Origin of the sequence: Pauljensenia sp. 27098_8_83 (assembly GCF_041432695.1) — a bacterium.
Taxonomy (GTDB): Bacteria; Actinomycetota; Actinomycetes; order Actinomycetales; family Actinomycetaceae; genus Pauljensenia.
Map to the genome: position 1 here is coordinate 20150 of NZ_JAPWAD010000009.1, position 17887 is coordinate 38036.

At 65.0% G+C, this 17887-nt stretch carries 15 protein-coding genes, 1 tRNA gene and 1 riboswitch; of the genes, 11 read left to right on the top strand and 5 right to left on the bottom strand.

Annotated elements, in window-relative coordinates:
• The first annotated feature begins 26 nt into the window (after positions 1-26).
• Entirely contained in the window at positions 27-620 is a 594-nt protein-coding gene (locus O3656_RS04860) for a TetR/AcrR family transcriptional regulator (RefSeq protein WP_500062878.1), read from the top strand.
• A 79-nt stretch (positions 621-699) separates the two neighbouring features.
• Positions 700-1272 (top strand): NYN domain-containing protein, encoded by a 573-nt coding sequence (locus O3656_RS04865; protein WP_500062879.1) that lies wholly within the window; start codon positions 700-702, stop codon positions 1270-1272.
• A gap of 108 nt (positions 1273-1380) precedes the next feature.
• Here the strand turns inward: O3656_RS04865 and O3656_RS04870 are convergent, their stop codons facing one another.
• The 4 genes from O3656_RS04870 to O3656_RS04885 all read right to left on the bottom strand — a co-directional run bounded on the left by O3656_RS04870 (position 1381) and on the right by O3656_RS04885 (position 8106).
• Entirely contained in the window at positions 1381-2106 is a 726-nt protein-coding gene (locus O3656_RS04870) for a PspA/IM30 family protein (protein ID WP_500062880.1), read from the bottom strand.
• A gap of 135 nt (positions 2107-2241) precedes the next feature.
• Positions 2242-3876, bottom strand: coding sequence for a TPM domain-containing protein (locus O3656_RS04875; RefSeq protein ID WP_500062881.1), 1635 nt, complete (start codon positions 3874-3876; stop codon positions 2242-2244).
• Positions 3877-4058: 182 nt separating this feature from the next.
• A complete protein-coding gene (locus O3656_RS04880; RefSeq protein WP_500062882.1) occupies positions 4059-5933 on the bottom strand; it encodes a TPM domain-containing protein in 1875 nt (624 codons plus the stop codon).
• A 52-nt stretch (positions 5934-5985) separates the two neighbouring features.
• The gene (locus O3656_RS04885; protein WP_500062883.1) at positions 5986-8106 is read right to left on the bottom strand and encodes a TPM domain-containing protein; all 2121 of its coding nucleotides are present in this window, start codon (positions 8104-8106) and stop codon (positions 5986-5988) included.
• Between the two features lie 204 nt (positions 8107-8310).
• Between O3656_RS04885 and O3656_RS04890 the strand changes: the two genes are divergently transcribed.
• The 4 genes from O3656_RS04890 (at position 8311) to O3656_RS04905 (ending at position 12520) form a co-directional block, all read left to right on the top strand.
• Positions 8311-8688, top strand: coding sequence for a cold-shock protein (locus O3656_RS04890; RefSeq protein ID WP_016460384.1), 378 nt, complete (start codon positions 8311-8313; stop codon positions 8686-8688).
• Complete coding sequence (locus O3656_RS04895) at positions 8681-9505, top strand: DUF3027 domain-containing protein (protein ID WP_500062884.1); 825 nt, start codon at positions 8681-8683, stop codon at positions 9503-9505. The genes O3656_RS04890 and O3656_RS04895 overlap by 8 nt, the downstream gene beginning before the upstream one ends.
• A gap of 121 nt (positions 9506-9626) precedes the next feature.
• A complete protein-coding gene (locus O3656_RS04900; RefSeq protein WP_500062885.1) occupies positions 9627-11078 on the top strand; it encodes an NCS2 family permease in 1452 nt (483 codons plus the stop codon).
• Between the two features lie 152 nt (positions 11079-11230).
• Positions 11231-12520 carry an MFS transporter gene (locus O3656_RS04905; RefSeq protein WP_500062886.1) on the top strand — a complete coding sequence of 430 codons (1290 nt, stop codon included), beginning with the start codon at positions 11231-11233 and terminating at the stop codon, positions 12518-12520.
• 22 nt (positions 12521-12542) lie between these two features.
• Here O3656_RS04905 and O3656_RS04910 read toward each other — a convergent pair whose 3' ends face one another.
• On the bottom strand, positions 12543-13661 hold the full coding sequence (locus O3656_RS04910; protein WP_500062887.1) for a phosphoserine transaminase: 1119 nt from the start codon (positions 13659-13661) through the stop codon (positions 12543-12545).
• 173 nt (positions 13662-13834) lie between these two features.
• Between O3656_RS04910 and O3656_RS04915 the strand changes: the two genes are divergently transcribed.
• The 5 genes from O3656_RS04915 (at position 13835) to O3656_RS04935 (ending at position 17866) form a co-directional block, all read left to right on the top strand.
• Positions 13835-14512, top strand: coding sequence for a metal-dependent transcriptional regulator (locus tag O3656_RS04915; protein ID WP_500062888.1), 678 nt, complete (start codon positions 13835-13837; stop codon positions 14510-14512).
• 241 nt (positions 14513-14753) lie between these two features.
• A riboswitch (cyclic di-AMP (ydaO/yuaA leader) is annotated at positions 14754-14890 on the top strand.
• Between the two features lie 2 nt (positions 14891-14892).
• Positions 14893-15645 (top strand): C40 family peptidase, encoded by a 753-nt coding sequence (locus O3656_RS04920; RefSeq protein ID WP_500062889.1) that lies wholly within the window; start codon positions 14893-14895, stop codon positions 15643-15645.
• A gap of 133 nt (positions 15646-15778) precedes the next feature.
• Positions 15779-16711 (top strand): universal stress protein, encoded by a 933-nt coding sequence (locus tag O3656_RS04925; protein ID WP_500062890.1) that lies wholly within the window; start codon positions 15779-15781, stop codon positions 16709-16711.
• A gap of 152 nt (positions 16712-16863) precedes the next feature.
• Positions 16864-16936, top strand: a tRNA-Arg gene (locus O3656_RS04930).
• 15 nt (positions 16937-16951) lie between these two features.
• Positions 16952-17866: a DMT family transporter gene (locus O3656_RS04935; protein WP_500062891.1), complete on the top strand. Its 915-nt coding sequence runs from the start codon at positions 16952-16954 to the stop codon at positions 17864-17866.
• Positions 17867-17887 lie beyond the last annotated feature (21 nt).

The following is a 17887-nucleotide window of genomic DNA, read 5'->3' on the forward strand; positions in this document are numbered from 1 at the left end:
GCTGCTGTCTCGGTTACACTGAGTCCATGACGTGCTCTACGACATCCGAAGGACTGCGCGAGGCGATCCTCGCGATCAGTCGCGATCTCCTCAACGAGGGCGGGCCCTCCTCCCTGTCCATGCGTGAAGTGGCTCGTCGTGCGGGCTGTACGCACCAAGCTCCCTACCACTACTTCCAGGGGCGCGAAGGGATCCTCGTGGCGCTTGTCGAGGAGGGATACCGCTCACTCGAACGGACGCTGTGCGAGGCCAGGGAACGCAGCGAAGGCGCGTCGCCGCAGGACGTGACGCGAGCCGCCGGACACGCCTACCTCACGTGCGCGCTGGCGAACCCCGGGGTCTTCCGGATCATGTTTCGATCGGATATGTACGATGCGGCCGCGCATCCGGGACTAGCGCAAGCCAGCATGGCGGCACGCTCCCAGCTGCGTTCGTTGGCGCGCATCGCTTATGGGACCGACGATCCACACGCGGAAGTGACCCTGTGGGCATACATTCACGGCCTCGCCACTCTCGTCCTTGATGGGCCGTCGGCCCTCGGCAGCGGAGGCGACGCGCAGCGCTTCGCCCGCCACACCATCGAATCGCCCTTCTTTATCGACGGAGTGACGGGTGAATGATGGGCCTTGTGCCTATGAGGGGAAATGTCTAGGACCCAAGGCCGATCAGGGCCAGGCAATCGTCGGTTACTCTAATTCCATGGAAAACCCTAATGATCAAACGACATACCTCGTCGTAGATGGCGAGAATATTGATGCGACGCTGGGCCTTTCTGTCCTCGATCGTCGCCCGAATCCCGAGGAGCGCCCCCGCTGGGACCGTGTCCTCGAGAGCGCGCACGGCCGCTGGGGCCAGAAGGCCAAGGGCCTATTCTTCCTGAACGGTTCGTCCGGCTTTCTGCCGATGGGCTTCGTCCAGGCGCTCACGGCCATGGACTACTCGGTGATTCCCCTGTCGGGTCCCGCCGAGATGAAGGTCGTCGACGTTGGCCTCCAGCGCACCATGGACGCGATCGCGCAGCTCGGCACGGGCGACGTCATCCTGGCCAGCCACGACGCTGACTTCCTGCCCCAGATCGAGACCCTCCTCGACCAGGGTCGCCGCGTCGCGGTCATGTGCTTCAAGGAGTTCCTCTCCTCCCAGCTCCACGAGCTGGAGGAGCGAGGCCTGGAGATCATCGACCTCGAATACGACGTGCACGCCTTCCAGGTGCGCCTGCCCAGGCTCCACATCATCGACATCGACGACTTCGACCCGATGGCCTTCCTGTAAGCCTGAGAGGCGCGCGACGCGCAGCGCAGAGATACCAAACGAGCCGGGCGGCCCCGCGAGGGGCCGCCCGGCTAATCTATGCCTGGATGAGCGACGAGGCCGCGTGGCTCACGCCTGCGTGTTCTTACCCTTGAGGGCGGCCAGGCGAGCCTCGATCTCCACCTGCGAGGAGTCGGTCTGCAGCTCAGCGAACTGGGCATCCAGCGACGATGAGGCCAGTTCCATCTTGCCCTGGGCGAGAGCCTCCTGCTGGCGCACGCGATCCTCGAAACGACCGAGTTCGCTCGTGGGATCCAGGATGTTGATGGAGTTGAGGGCGTCGGTCACCTGTGCCTGCGCCCGCGCGGTCTTCTCGCGGGCGATCAGCTGGTCGCGGCGGGTCTTGAGCTCGGAGAGCTTATCCTTCATCTGAGCGAGACCGGTCTTGAGGCGCTCGGCAACATCACGCTGAGAAGCGAGAGCGGGTTCCTCGGTCTTGACCTCGTTCTCGAACTGGATCTGCTTACCGAGAGCGACCTTAGCCAGGTTATCCCACTTATCGGCTCCTGCCTCGTCTCCGGCGGCGCGCAGCGAGTCAGCCTTCGCGGAAGCAGCGGCCGCCTTCTGGCCCCAGTCAGCAGCTGCCTTGACGTCTTCCTCGTAGTCACGCTCCGCCATGCGCAGGTTGCCCAGCGTCTGAGCGATCGCGTTCTCGGCCTCGATGATCGAGTTGGTGTAGTCGCGGATGAGCTGGTCGATCATCTTCTGCGGGTCCTCGGCCTTGTCGAGGAGCGCGTTGATGTTCGCCTTGGCGAGCTGAGCGATGCGGCCCAGGATCGTCTGCTTTTCGGCCATGATGTTCTCCTTTGTGGGGTGGTGCGCATGTGCGCGGGTTGTGCGCGAGGAGAGAGCCTCGCTGGTCTTGGTGGGTGAACTACTGTGAGTCCGAACCGGATGGTGGACCGGTACGTGTCGGGGAGGGCGTCGTCGTCACGGTGTGCGCGTCCCTCCCGATTGGCGCCCGGCGGTGCGCAGCGGATCAAGCGTGGCGTTCAGCTTGGCTTCCGTGGCGCGCGCGTGCTCGAGCGCGTCGAGCGGATTGTCGTTGTGAATAAGGGCCTCCTGTGCCCGTGCGATCGCCCCGCGAGCATCGGTGATGAGGAGAGCGAGCAGGGTCTGGTCGGTCTGGAGGTTGTCAGCCTCCTCAATGTCCGAAGAGAGGGACGCGATGGCAGCGCCAAGCCGATCCTCGATGTTATCCAGATCGAGTTTTGCCGTGAAGATCGCGTTCGTTTCGTGGTAGGCCATGAGGAGTGCTCGTTCGGCAGTATCGACTGCGGAAGCTGCGAGTTCGGCGTCCGTGTCAATGATTGCCTGGGCGGACTCAATGGCGCTGCGCGCAGAGGTGAGCAGCGACGCGGCCTTGTTGGGATTGTCCTCGAGTGCAGCCAGTACCGTGCCGGGGTAAATGCTGGCAATGGTCGCCAGCTCCTCCCTGGAGCGCTCGACGTCAGCCAGCTCTTCGGTCAGGCGCTCCTGGGCTTCAGTCAGGCGAGTGGGCAGAGCGGTGCGCTCGGAACGCTTCGTGCTGAAGGGAGCCTGAGCATCGCGCAGAAGGCCGAGGTGCGTGTCGAGATCGCTGACCATCTGTGACGCTAAGCTCTTCTTAGTCGCTGGGTTGTACGTCGCGTGGCACTGCTTCAGAAGGGCGTCCCCGCGAGAGAGCGCCTCCTTCGCCGCCTTGATGCGGTTACGGAACTGTTCGGTTGCCGCGATACCGAACTGTGCGCGGGCGTAGTCCCATTCCTTTTCGGCGTCGCGTACTTCCTGATCGGCTTGGGACAGGCGATCACTCGCCTGCTGGACCGCCCTGTCGGCATCTCGCTGCGCGGCCTTGTCCTCGCGCTCATCCCTGCGGCGCGATATGCGCCATGCGGCCGTTTCAATTTCTACGGCTTGTTTTTCTTCTTCTCGCTGCTTGGTCCACAGTTCGAAGAAAATGCCGATCACAAAGAGGAAACCCACGCCGAGGAATGCGAGAACGGTCTTGATTTTGTCGTACTTGGTTTCCTTTGTCAGATCCTGGTTATATGCCTCGCGGCGGGAGGCAATTTCCTCGGCCGTGTAGTAGGAGTTGCTAAGGTCGCTGATGAAGGCTGTTGGGCCCGCAGCTGCTTCCTCGGGGGTGAGCGGGGTCGACTTGTATGCCCGACGGGCTGCCGATAGTGCACTCTTAATGTAACCTTCGGTCAACACATTGCCGCGTATCAACCGAGCCATCTCGTTGCCAACGCAGTAGACGTCCGTTCCGTCCTCATATCCGACAACGTAGAGGATGACCTTGTCGTTGTGCTCGATATTGGCGAGGGTGGACTGGCACCACTTCGCCGGTTCCTGGTCGGAAAAGTTGGGGACGATGGCGATGTAGACAGGAACGGAATACTTGGAGTCGAGGGATTCTGCGCGGGTCTCGATATTCGCGCGCTGCTCGTCGCTGAGGAAGCCGTCCGAATCGGTGACGTATCCGCTCGGCGTGAGCGGCTCGGTCGCAAATGCTGGCGCGCCAACGACAAGCATCGCGGCCGTCATAACGGCTGCGATACCCATGCGTCGAATCCGTGGCACGCGATCCTCCTTGGTGAGTGGCGAACAGATAAAAATACATGATTGCGGATGATAATGTCCACATAATCTTGTAGGGTCTGTCACATTATGTCGATCTGTGATGAGTGTATACGACGATCAGGTACGGGTGACAGTTGCGCCTACACGGACGGGGGTAAGCAATGGGTCGTCGAACGCCTCCTCTAGTGTCGCCCTGGCGCTGCAATCGCTCGCTCAGCGAGCGTCGTGGCGCGCGAGGCCGCTGCGCTTGCCTGCAGGGGATCTTCGTCGAGGGCTTCGCGTGCCGCGGTCATCGCTTGCTCGGCCTCGCGCATCAGCTTGTTCACGTCGAATAGAGCCGACCCTTCGTGCCTGTTCAAGTGCTCGCGAGCCCGGGTCAGGGCAGCATCGGCATTGCGGATGTCGCGCTCGGCGGTCTCTCGCGCCCTGCGCTGCGCGCCATCCTGAGTCGTCAGGGGAGCGAGCAGCGCCTCCAGCCGGAGCTCCACATCGCGCAGGCTCTCGAGAGCACCGAGGGGGTCCTCGTCGCTGACCAGCGCACGCTGGCCCTGGGAGATGGCGGCCTCTGCCTCGTCCAGAAGGGGGCCGAAGGAAGCGGCGGCGGAATCGAGGCGCTTCGCATCCGAGAGGGACTGAGACACGGAACCGATGGAAGCGGCGAGCTTCTCGCGGAATGTATCGAGGTCGGTCTTTGCGGAGAAAATGGCATCCGTCTGCGCGTTTGCCATGGACAGTGCGCGCTGGGCGGTATCCAGTGCGGAGGCTGCGCGGGTGGCGTCGGTGTCGAGATGCGCGCCGGCCGTCTCCAACGCCGCACGAGCGGACTCCAGCAGTTGTTCCGCGCGCTGCGGATTGTCCTGGAGGGAAGCGAGCATGGATGCGGGGTAGAGGCCCGCGATGCTCGTCAGCTCTTCCTTCGCGCGCTCCAGGTCAGCGAGTTCCTCGACGAGGCGCTCGCGGGCATCGGCGACCTGCGCGGGAAGCGATAGCCGCTTCTCGCTCTGTGCGGCGAACTCCTGGCGAGCATCCTGGAGCGGCGGAAGGTTCTTGTCGAGATCCTCCGTGATTGTCGAGGCGAGGCGTCGCTTGGTGTGAGCGTCTGGGGTGAGCTCTATCTGTTCGTAGGTGTCGAAGCCCCGTGCAATCGCATCCTTTGCTGCCTCGAGGCGGTGCCCGTACTGTTCGGTCGCAGCGCTACCGAACTGGGCGCGAGCGTAGTTCCAGTCCTCTTCCGCGCCGCGCACCTGCTCCTCGGCCTCCGACAGGCGCCGCCTGGCCTCCGCAGCGGCCCTCAGGGCGTCGCGCCGCACGGTGTCCACGATCGGGGTGCGATCCTCGGCCTCCGGGGTACGATACGTGGTCTCAGTAGTGGGTTCGTCGTCTCCGTTCAATTTCCGCCCCCACACCCATACGTTGGAGACAATGGCGATCACAATGACCGCAGATATGAGGATGTTAGCGCCGCGCTTCCTCTTCTTTTCTTCCTGCTCTCTTTCTTCCCTCGCCTTTTTCTCTTGTTCCTGGCTCTTGCGGTGGCTGGCAGCTAGATCCGCGCTGAAGTCATATGAGCTGCGTAGGTCGCGAATGAAGGCCTCGGCACCTGCCGCTGCCTCTTCGGGGGGCAATGGCGTTGTTTTGTACTTGCGATGGGCGGCACTGAGCGCGCTGTCCATCATTATCCTGGTGCTGTAATCCGACATCTCCCGAGCCATTTTCGCGTCCGTGCAGAACGCATCCGTGCCATCCTCGTAGGAGACAACGTAGAGGATGCCTTTTTCGCTTGTGCGTGATTGCTTGAGGGTAGCCTCACACCAAGCGGACGGTTTCTGGTCGGAGAAATTGGGGACCACGACGACGTCGATGATCGTGTTGTACGTGGTGTAGAACGCCTGCGCGGGAGACTCGATCGTTGCGCGTTGCTCGTCGCTCAGGAAAGAGTCCGGATCGGTGACGTGTCCCTCTGTGGTGAGGGGCTCGGTTGCGAATGCGGGCGTGCCGCCGACGAGCAGCGCAACCGCCATGATGGCGACGAGGCCGAGGCGTCGGATCCGTGACACGTTGCCCTCCTGTTCGTCGGGAACTGATAAACGCTCGCTGCGGGTCACGGGGTCAGAAACTGCCGGAGGCCGACGACCATCCGGAGTCGGAGCTCCCGCTGCCCCAATCGGAGCCGCCCGACCCCCAGTCGGAACCACCGCCCGAGGCGAAGGACCAGCCGGAGCCGGAGGAGCGCGATCCGCTGCGGAAGGGATCGAAGTCATCGTCGTCGTAGTGGTGATGGTGATAGTGATGGTGAGACCCGGCGTTCGAGAACAGAGTCGACCACAGGAGGAAGTCGCCCAGCGAGGATCCGGTGAAGGATCCGTTGCCCCCCGTGGGCTGTCCCCACGTGCCGCCGACGTTCTGGATCGGCGTCGCCATGACGTTATCGGCGAGGGCGCGCGCGTTTGTTGCATGGGACATCGCAGCGTCGGGGTCCTCGTCGAGCACGTCGCGTGCGCTGCTGAGGGCGGTCTCCGCGTCGTTGAGCGTGGAACGGACATTCAGGTCGATGGCGCCTCGCCGACCCTGCACGTAGCGCTGTGCCTGGGCCACGGCCGAGTCCGCCAGGGAGATTTGCGCCTCCGCGGCGGCGTACGCCTTCTGGTAGGCCTCCTCCTTCGTGCGCAGTGGCTCGAGCGCAGCGTCGAGTGTCGCCTCGGCCATGCGAAGGTGCTCGAGAGCGGCGAGCGGATCACCGTTGTTTGCCAGCGCGGCCTGCGCCTCTTTGATCGCGGCCCGCGCGTCGGCCACCATCGGATCGAAGACGGTCGGATCCGTGTCCAGGTTGTCGACGTCTGTGATGTCCGAAGAAATGGAGCTGATTGCGGCGACGAGGCGATCGCGGATGGCGTCCAGATCGGACTTGGCGGAGAAAATCGCGTCCGTCTGGTGTTTTGCCATCGTCAGGGCGCGCAGGGCGGTGTCGAGGGCGCTTGAGGCCCGTGCACGGTCGGTGGATACCGCCGCGTCGGCGGCGTCGAGTGCGCTGCGAGCCGAGGTAAGCAACGCCGAGGCCTGCTCCGGATTGTCCTGGAGGGACGCGAGCATCTGCGTCGGGTACAGGGCCGCGATGGAGGTAAGCTCGGCCTTCGCACGTTCGAGGTCCGAGAGCTCTTCGGCGAGGCGTTCGCGTGCTTCGCTGATGCGCTGGGGGAGGGACGCCTGTTCGGCGCGTTTGGTTGCAAACGACGCCTGGATGGCGCTGAGCGGGTTCATGTTGGCCCCCAGGTCGGCCATGATGGCGGTGGCCAGTCGCAGTTGCTCGGCGGGTACGGGCGTCGAGTTCATCTGGGATTGTGCGCTGAAACCGCGGGAGACAGCCGCCTTACCGATGTCGATCGCTTGGGCGAAACTATCGGTGGCGCCGAGGCCGAACTGGGCACGAGCGAAGTCCAATTCGTCTGACGCCGTGCGGATCTGTTCATCGGCAGCCAGGAGTTGGCGGTTCGCTTCCTGGACCGCCCGTGCTGCGGCTTGGGCGTCAACCTGCGCCGCCTGCTGCGCGACGACCCTGTTGCGCTTCGACGAGCGTGACACGGCGAAGCCGATGACACAAAAGCCGGCGACCAGGACGATGAGGAACAAGAAGATGGCGAGGATCGCGCCTACGCCGTTGCTGGAACTGGACTCGGAGGCCCTGGAATTACTCGACGAACCCGAGCGGGATGGGCTCGAAGAGTTTGCGTTGACGAGAGCGTCGACGAAGGCGTTGACGCCCCTGGCACCATCGGAGGACGTCAGCGGCTTCGACGACAGCTGAGCCTCCGAGGCCCTGACCGCGCTTTGGAGCACGGACGGGGAAGTCCCGTTGTAGACGCATGCGGCGTCGTGTCGCTCAGAGTAGGCGATGACGTAGACGATGGTTCCAGCGTTCAACGATGAACGCTGGACGGTCTGCTGGCACCACGTCTGCGCATCCATGCCCGACAAGTTTGCGACAAAGACGACGGAGACGTTCATGCCGTGGGACGCAGCCTTGCTCGTGGCTGACTCGACCGACGAACGGTCGGAGTGAGACAGCCATCCGTCTGGGTCTGTCACGCTTCCGTTGACGCTCAGGGGGGAGGCAGCGAAGGACGGGAGTCCGAGTGCAAGCAGTAACGTGGTCAGCACAGCGACGAGGCTGAAGCGGCGGATTCGTGACACTGGGTCCTCCTGCGAAGTGGCGAACAGAGAAACATACATCACGCCACACGGTCCTGTCGAGCATGTGACGAAACCAGCGTCGCGTGATTGTTGCCCTGGGGTCAGTCTACGTGAAAGTTGGCTCTTCCTGGGATGAGCGGTGCTGTTCGCTACAGGCGACGGCCCGTCTCCCACGCGCACGGGGAGAGCGCCCTATGATAGGGGGAGCCCATTGGGCTCACAGACTATTGAGAGAAGGAGGGGACTATGCCCACCGGTAAAGTGAGGTTCTTCGACGCGGATCGCGGTTTCGGTTTCATCGCAGGAGACGACGGGGCGGATGTCTTCCTCCACTCGTCCGCGCTGCCGGCCGACCACCCCAACCCCCGAGTGGGTGCTCGCGTGGAGTATTCGGTCGCTGACGGACGCAAGGGACCGCAGGCCCTGAGCGTGCGCTTCCTGAAGGAGACAGCTTCCGTTGCCCGAGCCAAGCGCCGCAAGCCGCAGGCGATGGTGCCCGTCGTCGAGGACCTGATCAAGCTCCTTGACTCGTCGAGTGCCGCCCTGCGTCGCGGATCGTACCCGGACAACGCGACCAAGATCGCGAAGGTGCTGCGCGCCGTCGCAGAGGAATTTGATGCCTAAAACTGTGGCCCGTGTGCGGGCAGTGAAGAAGGACGCCGTCCTCGAGGGCGCCGTCGACGTCGCGCGCGCTGGCGCCGAGGCCGTGGCCCATCCGCGTCCCGTCGGCGATCACGTCGGCTTCGAGATGGTGTCGGAACGCCTGGGCACCCACTATTTCGCGTCGACTGACGCTGGCTACGTGGGTTGGTGCTGGGCGGTGACCGTTGCGCGCGTGCCGCGCGGGCGCGTCGCCACCGTGTGCGAGGTCGACATGACTCCTCGCGAGGGTGCGCTTCTCGCCCCCGAGTGGGTGCCGTGGGAGGAACGCCTGCGTCCCTCGGACATTTCGCGCGACGACGTTTTGCCGTACAAGGCGGAGGACGAGCGCCTCGAGCAGGGCTTCGAGGACACGAGCGATGATCCGGATCTGCCGATCGTGCGTGAACTTGGGCTGGGGCGAGCACGCGTCCTGTCGCAGGAGGGGCGCGATCAGGCGGCTAAGCGCTGGTACGATTCCGAGCGCGGGCCGAAGTCGGGGCGTCGCCCGCGTAACACCTGCTCCTCGTGCGGCTTCCTCATGAAGATGAGCGGCGACATGCGCACCATGTTCGGTGTGTGCGCGAACGAGTGGGCCACCGACGACGGGGCCGTCGTGTCCCTGGATCACACATGTGGGTCCCACTCAGAGACCGACGTTCCCAAGAACGGTACGGCGTGGCCGGTGCGCCCGTCGCGCATCAACGAGGGGGCGCTCGACGCGGAGCCGATGCCGCGGGCGTCGGACGAGCTGAAGGCGGACGAGGCCGGGGCGTCGGCGGCTTCCGAACAGGCTGACTGACGTCCGCTTCCGTGACGAACTGAGAGAAAGCACCCGAGACTACGTCTCGGGTGCTTTCTCAACAAGTGGGCACATGGCGAGTTTGTTTGCGTGCTCGCCCCCGAGCAGGCACGATTGTTCAGTGAGCACACAAGAAAAGACCGCCCCATCCCACGGCGGCTTCGCACAGTCACTTGATTCGTTCTTCCAGATTTCCAAGCGCGGCTCGACGATCAGTCACGAAATCCGCGGTGGATTTGTTACCTTCTTCGCGATGGCGTACATCCTGGTCGTCAACCCTGCGATCCTGGGCAACGCAGTTCCCAAGGATGGCTCTATTACGACCCAGGGCATCGCTGCTGGCACCGCGCTCGTCGCTGGCATCATGACGATCCTCATGGGTGTCGTCGCGAACTACCCCCTGGCGCTCGCCGCCGGCCTCGGCCTCAACGCGGTCGTCGCCTTCACCCTGGTCCTTGGCGCCGGCCTCAGCTACGGCGAGGCCATGGGCATCATCGCCTGGGAAGGTATCCTCATCTTCCTGCTGGTCCTCACCGGCTTCCGCGAGGCCGTTTTCCGTGCGGTTCCCGCCGCCCTCAAGACCGCCATCACGGTGGGCCTGGGCCTCTTCGTGGCCCTCATTGGCCTCGTGAACGCGGGCATCGTGCGTACCGGCGCGACCCCCGTCCAGTTCGGTATCTCGGGCTCGCTCGACGGCTGGCCGGCCCTCGTCTTCGTGTTCGGCCTGTTCCTCATGATGATCCTCTACGTGCGCAAGGTAAAGGGCGCGGTGCTGATCTCGATCATCGCCTCCACGATCCTCGCAGTCATCGTTCAGGCGTTCACTCACCTCGAGCGTATTTCCGACACGAACCCCACCGGCTGGGGTCAGACTGTTCCGGAACTCAAGGGTTCCCCGATCGCCGTTCCCGTCTTCGACACGCTCGGCAAGGTGGACCTCTTCGGTGGCTTCGGTAAGCTCGGTATTGTCTCCGTCATCCTGCTGGTCTTCTCCCTCATGCTCGCCGACTTCTTCGACACGATGGGCACCATGGTGGCCGTCGGCGCCGAGGGTAACCTGCTGGACAAGGACGGCAACCCCCCTAAGACCCGCCAGATCCTGATCGTCGACTCCCTGGCCGCGGTGGCCGGCGGCGTCGGCGGCGTCTCCTCGAACACTTCTTACGTCGAGTCCGCCTCGGGCGTCGCCGAGGGTGCTCGTACAGGCCTGGCCTCCGTGGTCACCGGCATCCTGTTCCTGCTGTCGACCTTCCTGGCGCCCCTCGTCGAGCTGGTTCCGACCGAGGCCGCCTCCACGGCCCTCGTGTTCGTCGGCTTCCTCATGATGACCCAGGTGACCGGCATCGACTGGGATTCGCCGGAGGTTGCGATCCCCGCCTTCATGACCATCGCGTTCATGCCCTTCGGCTACTCCGTCTCCGTCGGCATCGGTGTGGGCTTCGTGACCTACGCGGTTATTCAGCTCGTCAAGGGCCAGGCCCGCAAGGTCCACCCGCTCATGTGGGTGGTCTCCGCTCTGTTCGTCATCTACTTCCTGATAGGTCCGATTCAGCGCCTCCTTGGCGTCGCCTGATTCGTCACCCTTCGCACCCTTCCCGCCCCGCCGGAGCCTTCCTCCGGCGGGGCGGTCGTATCCTGGGAAGATACGCCGAGGAAGGATGAGCGCCGCCGGGCACCCCAACCTCGTTCGGTGTGCGCAGCAGCAGTGAGAGAGGGAGGTTTGGCGTGTCAGCAACATTCGCGTCCATGCGCTACGTGAACTACCGGTATTGGTTCGTCGCCTCCCTGATTGCCTCGACCGGCGCGTGGCTTCAGCGCGTCGCCCAGGACTGGTACGTGCTGACGGTCCTGACCGATCACGACGCCTCGCAGGTAGGCGTGGTCACCGCCCTACAGTTCCTGCCGATCATCCTGTTTTCGGCGTGGGCGGGAGTCCTCGCGGATCGCATCCCCGGGCGCCGCCTCCTGCAGTGCACGCAGACGGGGGTCGGCCTCGTCTCCCTCATCATCGGCATCGTCGTCCTGACGGGTACGGGCGAGCTCTGGCACCAGTACATCCTCGCCTTCATTTCGGGGACGATCTCCGCGATCGATACGCCGGCGCGCCAGGCGTTTGTCGGCGAGCTCGTGCCTCAGGACAAGATGGCGAACGCTGTCGCCCTCAACGCCACCGCCTTCCATACTGCGCGCCTGATTGGCCCGGCGTCGGCGGGTTTCTTCATCGACTGGTGGGGGGTGGGCCCCGTCTTCCTCATCGACGCCGGAATGTTTGCCGCCCCCGTCATCGCGCTGGCCCTCATGCGAGGCGACCGACTGTATCCGCGCACGCTCGTGCCGCGCGCCCGCGGCCAGCTGCGTGAGTCCGTGATCTACGTGCACAGTCGCACCGACATCCGCATTATTCTCGCGCTGATCTTCGTCGTGAGCGCGCTTGGCATGAATTTCCAGATGACGAGTGCTCTCATGGCCACGACCGTGTTCGGCAAGGCGGCGGGTTCCTTCGGCATTCTCTCGACCTTCATGGCCTTCGGCTCGATCCTCGGATCCACGGGAGCTGCGCGCCGCGCTCCTCGCCTGCGCACGATCCTCATGGGTGCCGCCTTCTACGGGACCGCCGAGATTCTGCTGGGCCTGTCGCCCTCGTACTGGTGGTTTGCCCTCCTGTCGATTCCTACGGGCTTTGGCATGCTGACGATGAATACGAGTGCGAACGCCCTCGTGCAGACGCGCACCGATTCCGATAAGCGTGGGCGCGTCATGGCCCTGTATTCGCTCGTTTTCCTGGGAGCGACGCCGATCGGCTCGCCGCTCGTCGGCTGGGTGGGGACGATGTTTGGGGCACGCTGGTCGATCCTGGTCGGCGGCATCGCATCGCTGGGCATAGCGCTGGTGTGCGGCGTATGGGCGATGATCCACTGGAAGGGACGCGTCGTGCGCCGCCCGTCCTTCCCGTGGGTGGGCATTGAGGCTGATTCCTCGGTGGACGCGCCCAGTCGTTCGATCGACCCGGCCTAAGGGGCGTCGGCCGCGCGCTGCCTTAGAGCACGCGCTCCAGGCAGTAGTCAATGCAGGCGAGAAGGGCCTCCACGTCGTCGATGTCGACGCTCGGCCACGTTCCGATGCGCAGCTGGTTGACGCCGACGCCTCGGTAGGCACCGATGTCAACGACCCCTCGGGTACGCAGGTGTGCGGCCAGCTCGGAGGCGCTCGCGGCCTCGTCGATCTCAATCGTGGCGGTCACGGGGGAGCGCCACTCCGGGTTCTCCACGAAGGGACGCGCGGCCAGGTTCGCCTCGGCCCAGTCGTAGATGAGGGACGAGGCCTGGGCGCAGTGGGCGCTCACGGCGCTCATACCGCCGCGCTCGAGGAGCCAGCGCACCTGGGCATCCGCCATGATGATCGTCGCGAGTGCGGGGGTGTTGAGCGTCTGGTCCTTGCGCGAGTTCTGAACAGCCGCGGTGAGCGATAGGAACTGGGGGACCCAGCGCCCGTCCGAGCCCTCCTCGAGGCGATGTGTTCGCTCGATGGCGGCGGGGGAGAGGATGGCGACCCACAGGCCGCCGTCAGAGCCGAGAGCCTTCTGAAGAGAGAAGTAGTAGGCATCAACCTGCGTGAGGTCGACGGGGGCGGCGCCGGCGATCGACGTGCCATCCACGAGGGTGAGTGCCCCCGGGGCCTCGACGCGGTAGACGGGGGAGGCGACGCCGGTGGATGTTTCGTTGTGGGGGTAGGCGTAGGTGTCGACGCCATCGCGCGGGGTCACGGTGACGAGCGAACCAAAGGCGGCCTCGTCGATGAGCGGATCGCTCAGGTGCGGCGCGCGGGTGGCTTCGGTGGCGAACTTCGCGCCGAATGCACCCCAGGAGCCGAAGGCTGCGCGCGAGGAGATCAGGCAGGCGCAGGCTGCGTCCCAGAACGCTGAGGCGCCGCCGTTACCCAGGACCACCTGGTAGTCGTCGGGGACCGCGAGGAGCGTGCGCAGGCCGTCCTTGAGCGAGGCGACGACGTCTCGCACGGGCATGGCGCGGTGCGAAGTGCCCATCAGGAGCGGGGAGGAGAGCGCCTCGATCTGTGCGCTGCGCACCTTGGAAGGGCCGCAGCCGAAGCGTCCGTCGGAGGGAAGGAGGGCCTGGGGGATGTCGGGAAAAGCCACCATGACGACAGCCTAGTCCCCTGAAGCGAGGTATTTCCATCACGTTCATTAATCGAATTATCGTGAGCATCCACACGTCGACACGCCTGTTTTTCCGCATCAACGCGTCGTTCCACGTGCGCAAACGAAGGTGACCCTATTGTGTGTTTATTACATGCCTGATAAAGGAGGGCGTCATGGCAGACCTGATCGACACCACTGAGATGTATCTCAAGACCATCCTCGAACTCGAGGAGGACGGGGTCACCCCCCTGCGTGCGCGCATCGTCGACCGCCTGGGGCACTCCGGCCCGACGGTCTCGCAGACGGTCGCGCGCATGGAGCGCGACGGGCTCCTGCATGTGATGGGGGACCGCCGCCTCGAACTGACTGAGGCTGGCCGCGCACACGCCACCGAGGTGCTGCGCAAGCATCGCCTGGCCGAGCGTCTCCTCCTCGACGTGATTGGCATGGACTGGGTCCAGGTTCACGACGAGGCCTGCCGCTGGGAGCACGTGATGAGCGATGCCGTCGAGGCGCGCCTGCAGGAGCTGCTGAGCAACACGTCCGTGGACCCCTACGGCAATCCGATGCCTGGCTGTGAGCAGCTGGAGGGTGCTTATTCCGCCGAACTGGCGGTTCGTTCGCTCGAGGCCGGCGTCCTCACGCTGGCGCGCATCGGCGAGCCGATCCAGGCGGACGCGGAACTGCTGGCCTCCTTCGATGAGCTGGGTCTGCGTCCTGGCGCTCGCGTGGAGCTGTCGGCGCACGGCGACGTCGTGCGCGTCGCGGCCCTCGACGAGGCCGGGAACGTCCGCGGCTACCTGACGATGCCGATGGCGTTGGCGGCTCATCTCTTCGTACGCGGTGAGTGAGCGCTCTTCGTTGACGAGGCCGGGGCGATAAGCCCCGGCTTTTGTCGTCTACGGGGTGTGTCTCGAATCGCGAAACGTGTGAGGGGGCGGGGTTTTTCCTGAGATTGCGGGACGCAAATGTCACGGAATGATAACGATGAGGAGGGTCACTGTTACCAGAACGTGACATTGGCCGGTTGGTCAGGCTATAGTGAATTCCGGTCATCAGACCACCCGCCTATCCGGCACCCGAAGTGAGACGACGGATAGAGCGGAAATTTCGTCTCACGCGGGGAACCCAACCGCGGCTCCTCGGAGCCTAGGGGTGAAGCTCGCCAGCCGAGCCGGACTTCCCGTCCGAACCCGACAGCTAACCTCGCAGGGAAACAGGGAGAACATGAGTGAAGACTTCTAAGCCTGCTCCGCGTCACCGCCTGGCACGTCGCCCGCTGACCGACACCATGGTCGAGGGCCTCAACGCCTCCACCGCAGCTCGTCCGATCGCCTTCGCGTCGGCAGCCGGTGTTGCGCTGACCGCGATCGCCGCTGGCGTTGCGAACGCCGCCCCGGCGACCCCTCAGTCTGAGCCGCAGAGCGCGGACCTGAACACCACGACCGTCGCGGTCGATGCTGTGACCACGGTTGAGGTTCCCGACATCGCATGGACCGCCGAGGAGGACGCGACCGCGTCCGCCACTGCCGAGGCGCCCGCACCGGCTCCGGCTGCCACCACCGCGACTGAGCAGTCGTCCGATTCCGCTGCTTCCCGTTCGGAGTCGCGTTCCGACGCCACCTCGAGCGATATCTCCGCTCGTCAGGCCGCCGTGAACGCCTCGGGTTCGGACATCGTGTCCGTCGCCCTGGGCCTGACCGGCATCCCCTACGTCTACGGCGGCGAGTCCCTCGCGGGCCTCGACTGCTCCGGCCTGGTCAAGTACGCGTACGGGGCTGCCGGCATCAACCTGCCGCACTCCTCGTCCGCCCAGGCCGCCGGTGGTACCATCGTCTCTGACCCGCAGCCCGGCGACATCGTGTCCTACCCCGGCCACGTCGCCATCTACATCGGCGGCGGCCAGATGGTCGAGGCGACGGTGCCCGGTCGTCTCTCCCAGATCTCGCCGGTTCGCGCTGGCGCCACCTACGTGCGCTACTGAGCCTGCGATAGACAGCTGGTGATCCCCGCAGCCCGCATGGGCTGCGGGGATCAGTGCGTCTGGGCAGGTTGGGCTTTCGCTGGCTGTCAAAATGCGGCACAATATAAGTGACTGCCACCACGAGGAGGACACCATGAGTTCTACCGAAGTCATTCTGGTCGGTGTCGATGGCTCGACGGAGAGCCTTGCCGCCGTCACCTGGGCCGCTGATCGCGGCGCGCGCACCGGAGCGCGCATTCATTGCCTGTGCACATACGCGCTGGCCTCCTACTCAGCCGCCGCCCTGGACGGCGGTTACGCCGTGCTCGACGACGAGGCCTTGAAAGCAGGGGCTGAACAGGTCGTCGAGGAAGCCAAGGCCGTGGCACGTGAGCACGGCGCCACGCATGTGTCCGGCTCGACCGAACCGGGAGATCCGGCCGGCGTCCTCATCGACTTCTCCGCCGAGGTCGACATGATCGTCGTCGGTTCCCGCGGCGGCGGTGGATTCGCTGATCGCCTGCTCGGCACCGTCTCCTCGGCCCTCCCCGCGCACTCCAAGTGCCCCGTTGTCGTCGTCCCGCGCCACACCTCGGGCAAGAACTTCACGCCCGTCGAGCGCATTGTCGTCGGCGTGGACGGCACCGACCAGCCGTCGTGCGCCCTCAAGCGCGCGATTGGCGAGGCGGACCTGTGGGACGCGCGCGTGACAGCCGTGTCTGCCGTCCCGATCGCGGTCGGCCCCTCCGTCATGACGTGGACGCCTACCGGCGTCGACCACTCCGCCCTCCTCGCGCAGGTACGCGAGGGCATGGATGCGGCCATCACGGCTGCTCTCGATGGCAAGGACGTGCACGTCGCACGCCACGCCCTCGATGGCTCCGCGGCGTCCCTGCTCATCGAATTCTCGACCGCCGTCGACCTCGTCGTCGTCGGCACACGCGGGCGCGGAGGCCTCGCCGGGGTACTCCTCGGCTCGACCTCCCAGACGGTACTTGGACACTCGACCTGCCCGGTCATGATCGTTCCCTCCGCCCACCTGGGAGAAGGGACAACCGCGGTGCACACCGAGTGGGAGCGCCGCTAACCCCACGTCGGCACGAGGCCGGGGACCGCGCGTGGATGCCCCGGCCTCGTTCGTTTTATTGGCGAGCCACGGCCCGCTGCACCGGTGTACGCGGCCGGTGAGGGGGCAACGCCGCGCGCACTTTGCTACAGTGGGCGCGGACAACTTGTCACGCCCTCGTAGCTCAGGGGATAGAGCACCGCTCTCCTAAAGCGGGTGTCGGACGTTCGAATCGTCTCGGGGGCACAGTAGAAGGACGCCATGCGCAACGCTCTTGGGTATCTCGTGACCGTCGTGGCTGCCTTGTGTTGGGGTGCCTCCGGTGTCTCCGCCGAGTACCTCATGAGCCGCCATGGCATCGAGCTCACTCTCATCAGCTTCTTGCGTATGTCCATCGGTGGGGTCCTCACCCTGGCCTACGTTCTCCTTCGTTCGTGCGGCGTCTCGGCCCGTCATCGTGATCTGATCCGTGCGCCGCGCAACTGGCGAGACCTGGCGATCTACGCGGTCTTCGGCCTGGCGGCCTGCCAGATCACCTACATGGGGGTGATCCGCGCCTCGAACGCGGGCACGGGCACCATCCTGGAATACCTGGGACTCATCCTCATCGTCGTCTGGGTGTGCCTGACCCACGGTCGATGGCCCAGGGCCTGCGAGGTCATCGCCATCGTCCTCGCCGTGAGCGGTACCTTCCTGCTGTGCACGCACGGATCGCTGGATAACCTCGTCATCACGCCGTCCGCCCTCGCCTGGGGAGCCGTTGCTGCGCTCACGCTCGCGACATACACGCTGCTTCCCGCTCGGCTCATTGCGGCCTACGGTGCGAACGTCGTCGTGGCATACGGCCTGCTGATCGCGGGTGCGTGCGTCGGCCTGGTCGGTCGAGTGTGGCGATTCGACATCACCTGGACGCCCGACGTCGTGCTCGCCATGTTCATCACCGTCGTCCTGGGTACCACCGTCGCCTTCACCGCCTACCTGTGGGGCGTGGGTCGCATCGGCCCCGTCAGGGCGTCGCTCATCGGGAGCCTCGAGCCCATCGCCGCAACCGCCTTTTCCGCCCTCGTCATGGGTACCTCCTACACGGGCGTCGACATCGTTGGCATGGCACTTATCGTCGGCGCCGTTGTGACCATTTCCGTTGTCGACCTCCTCCGGGCGCGCCGCGTCACATAAGAGGGCGGTGCTGCCGTAGGG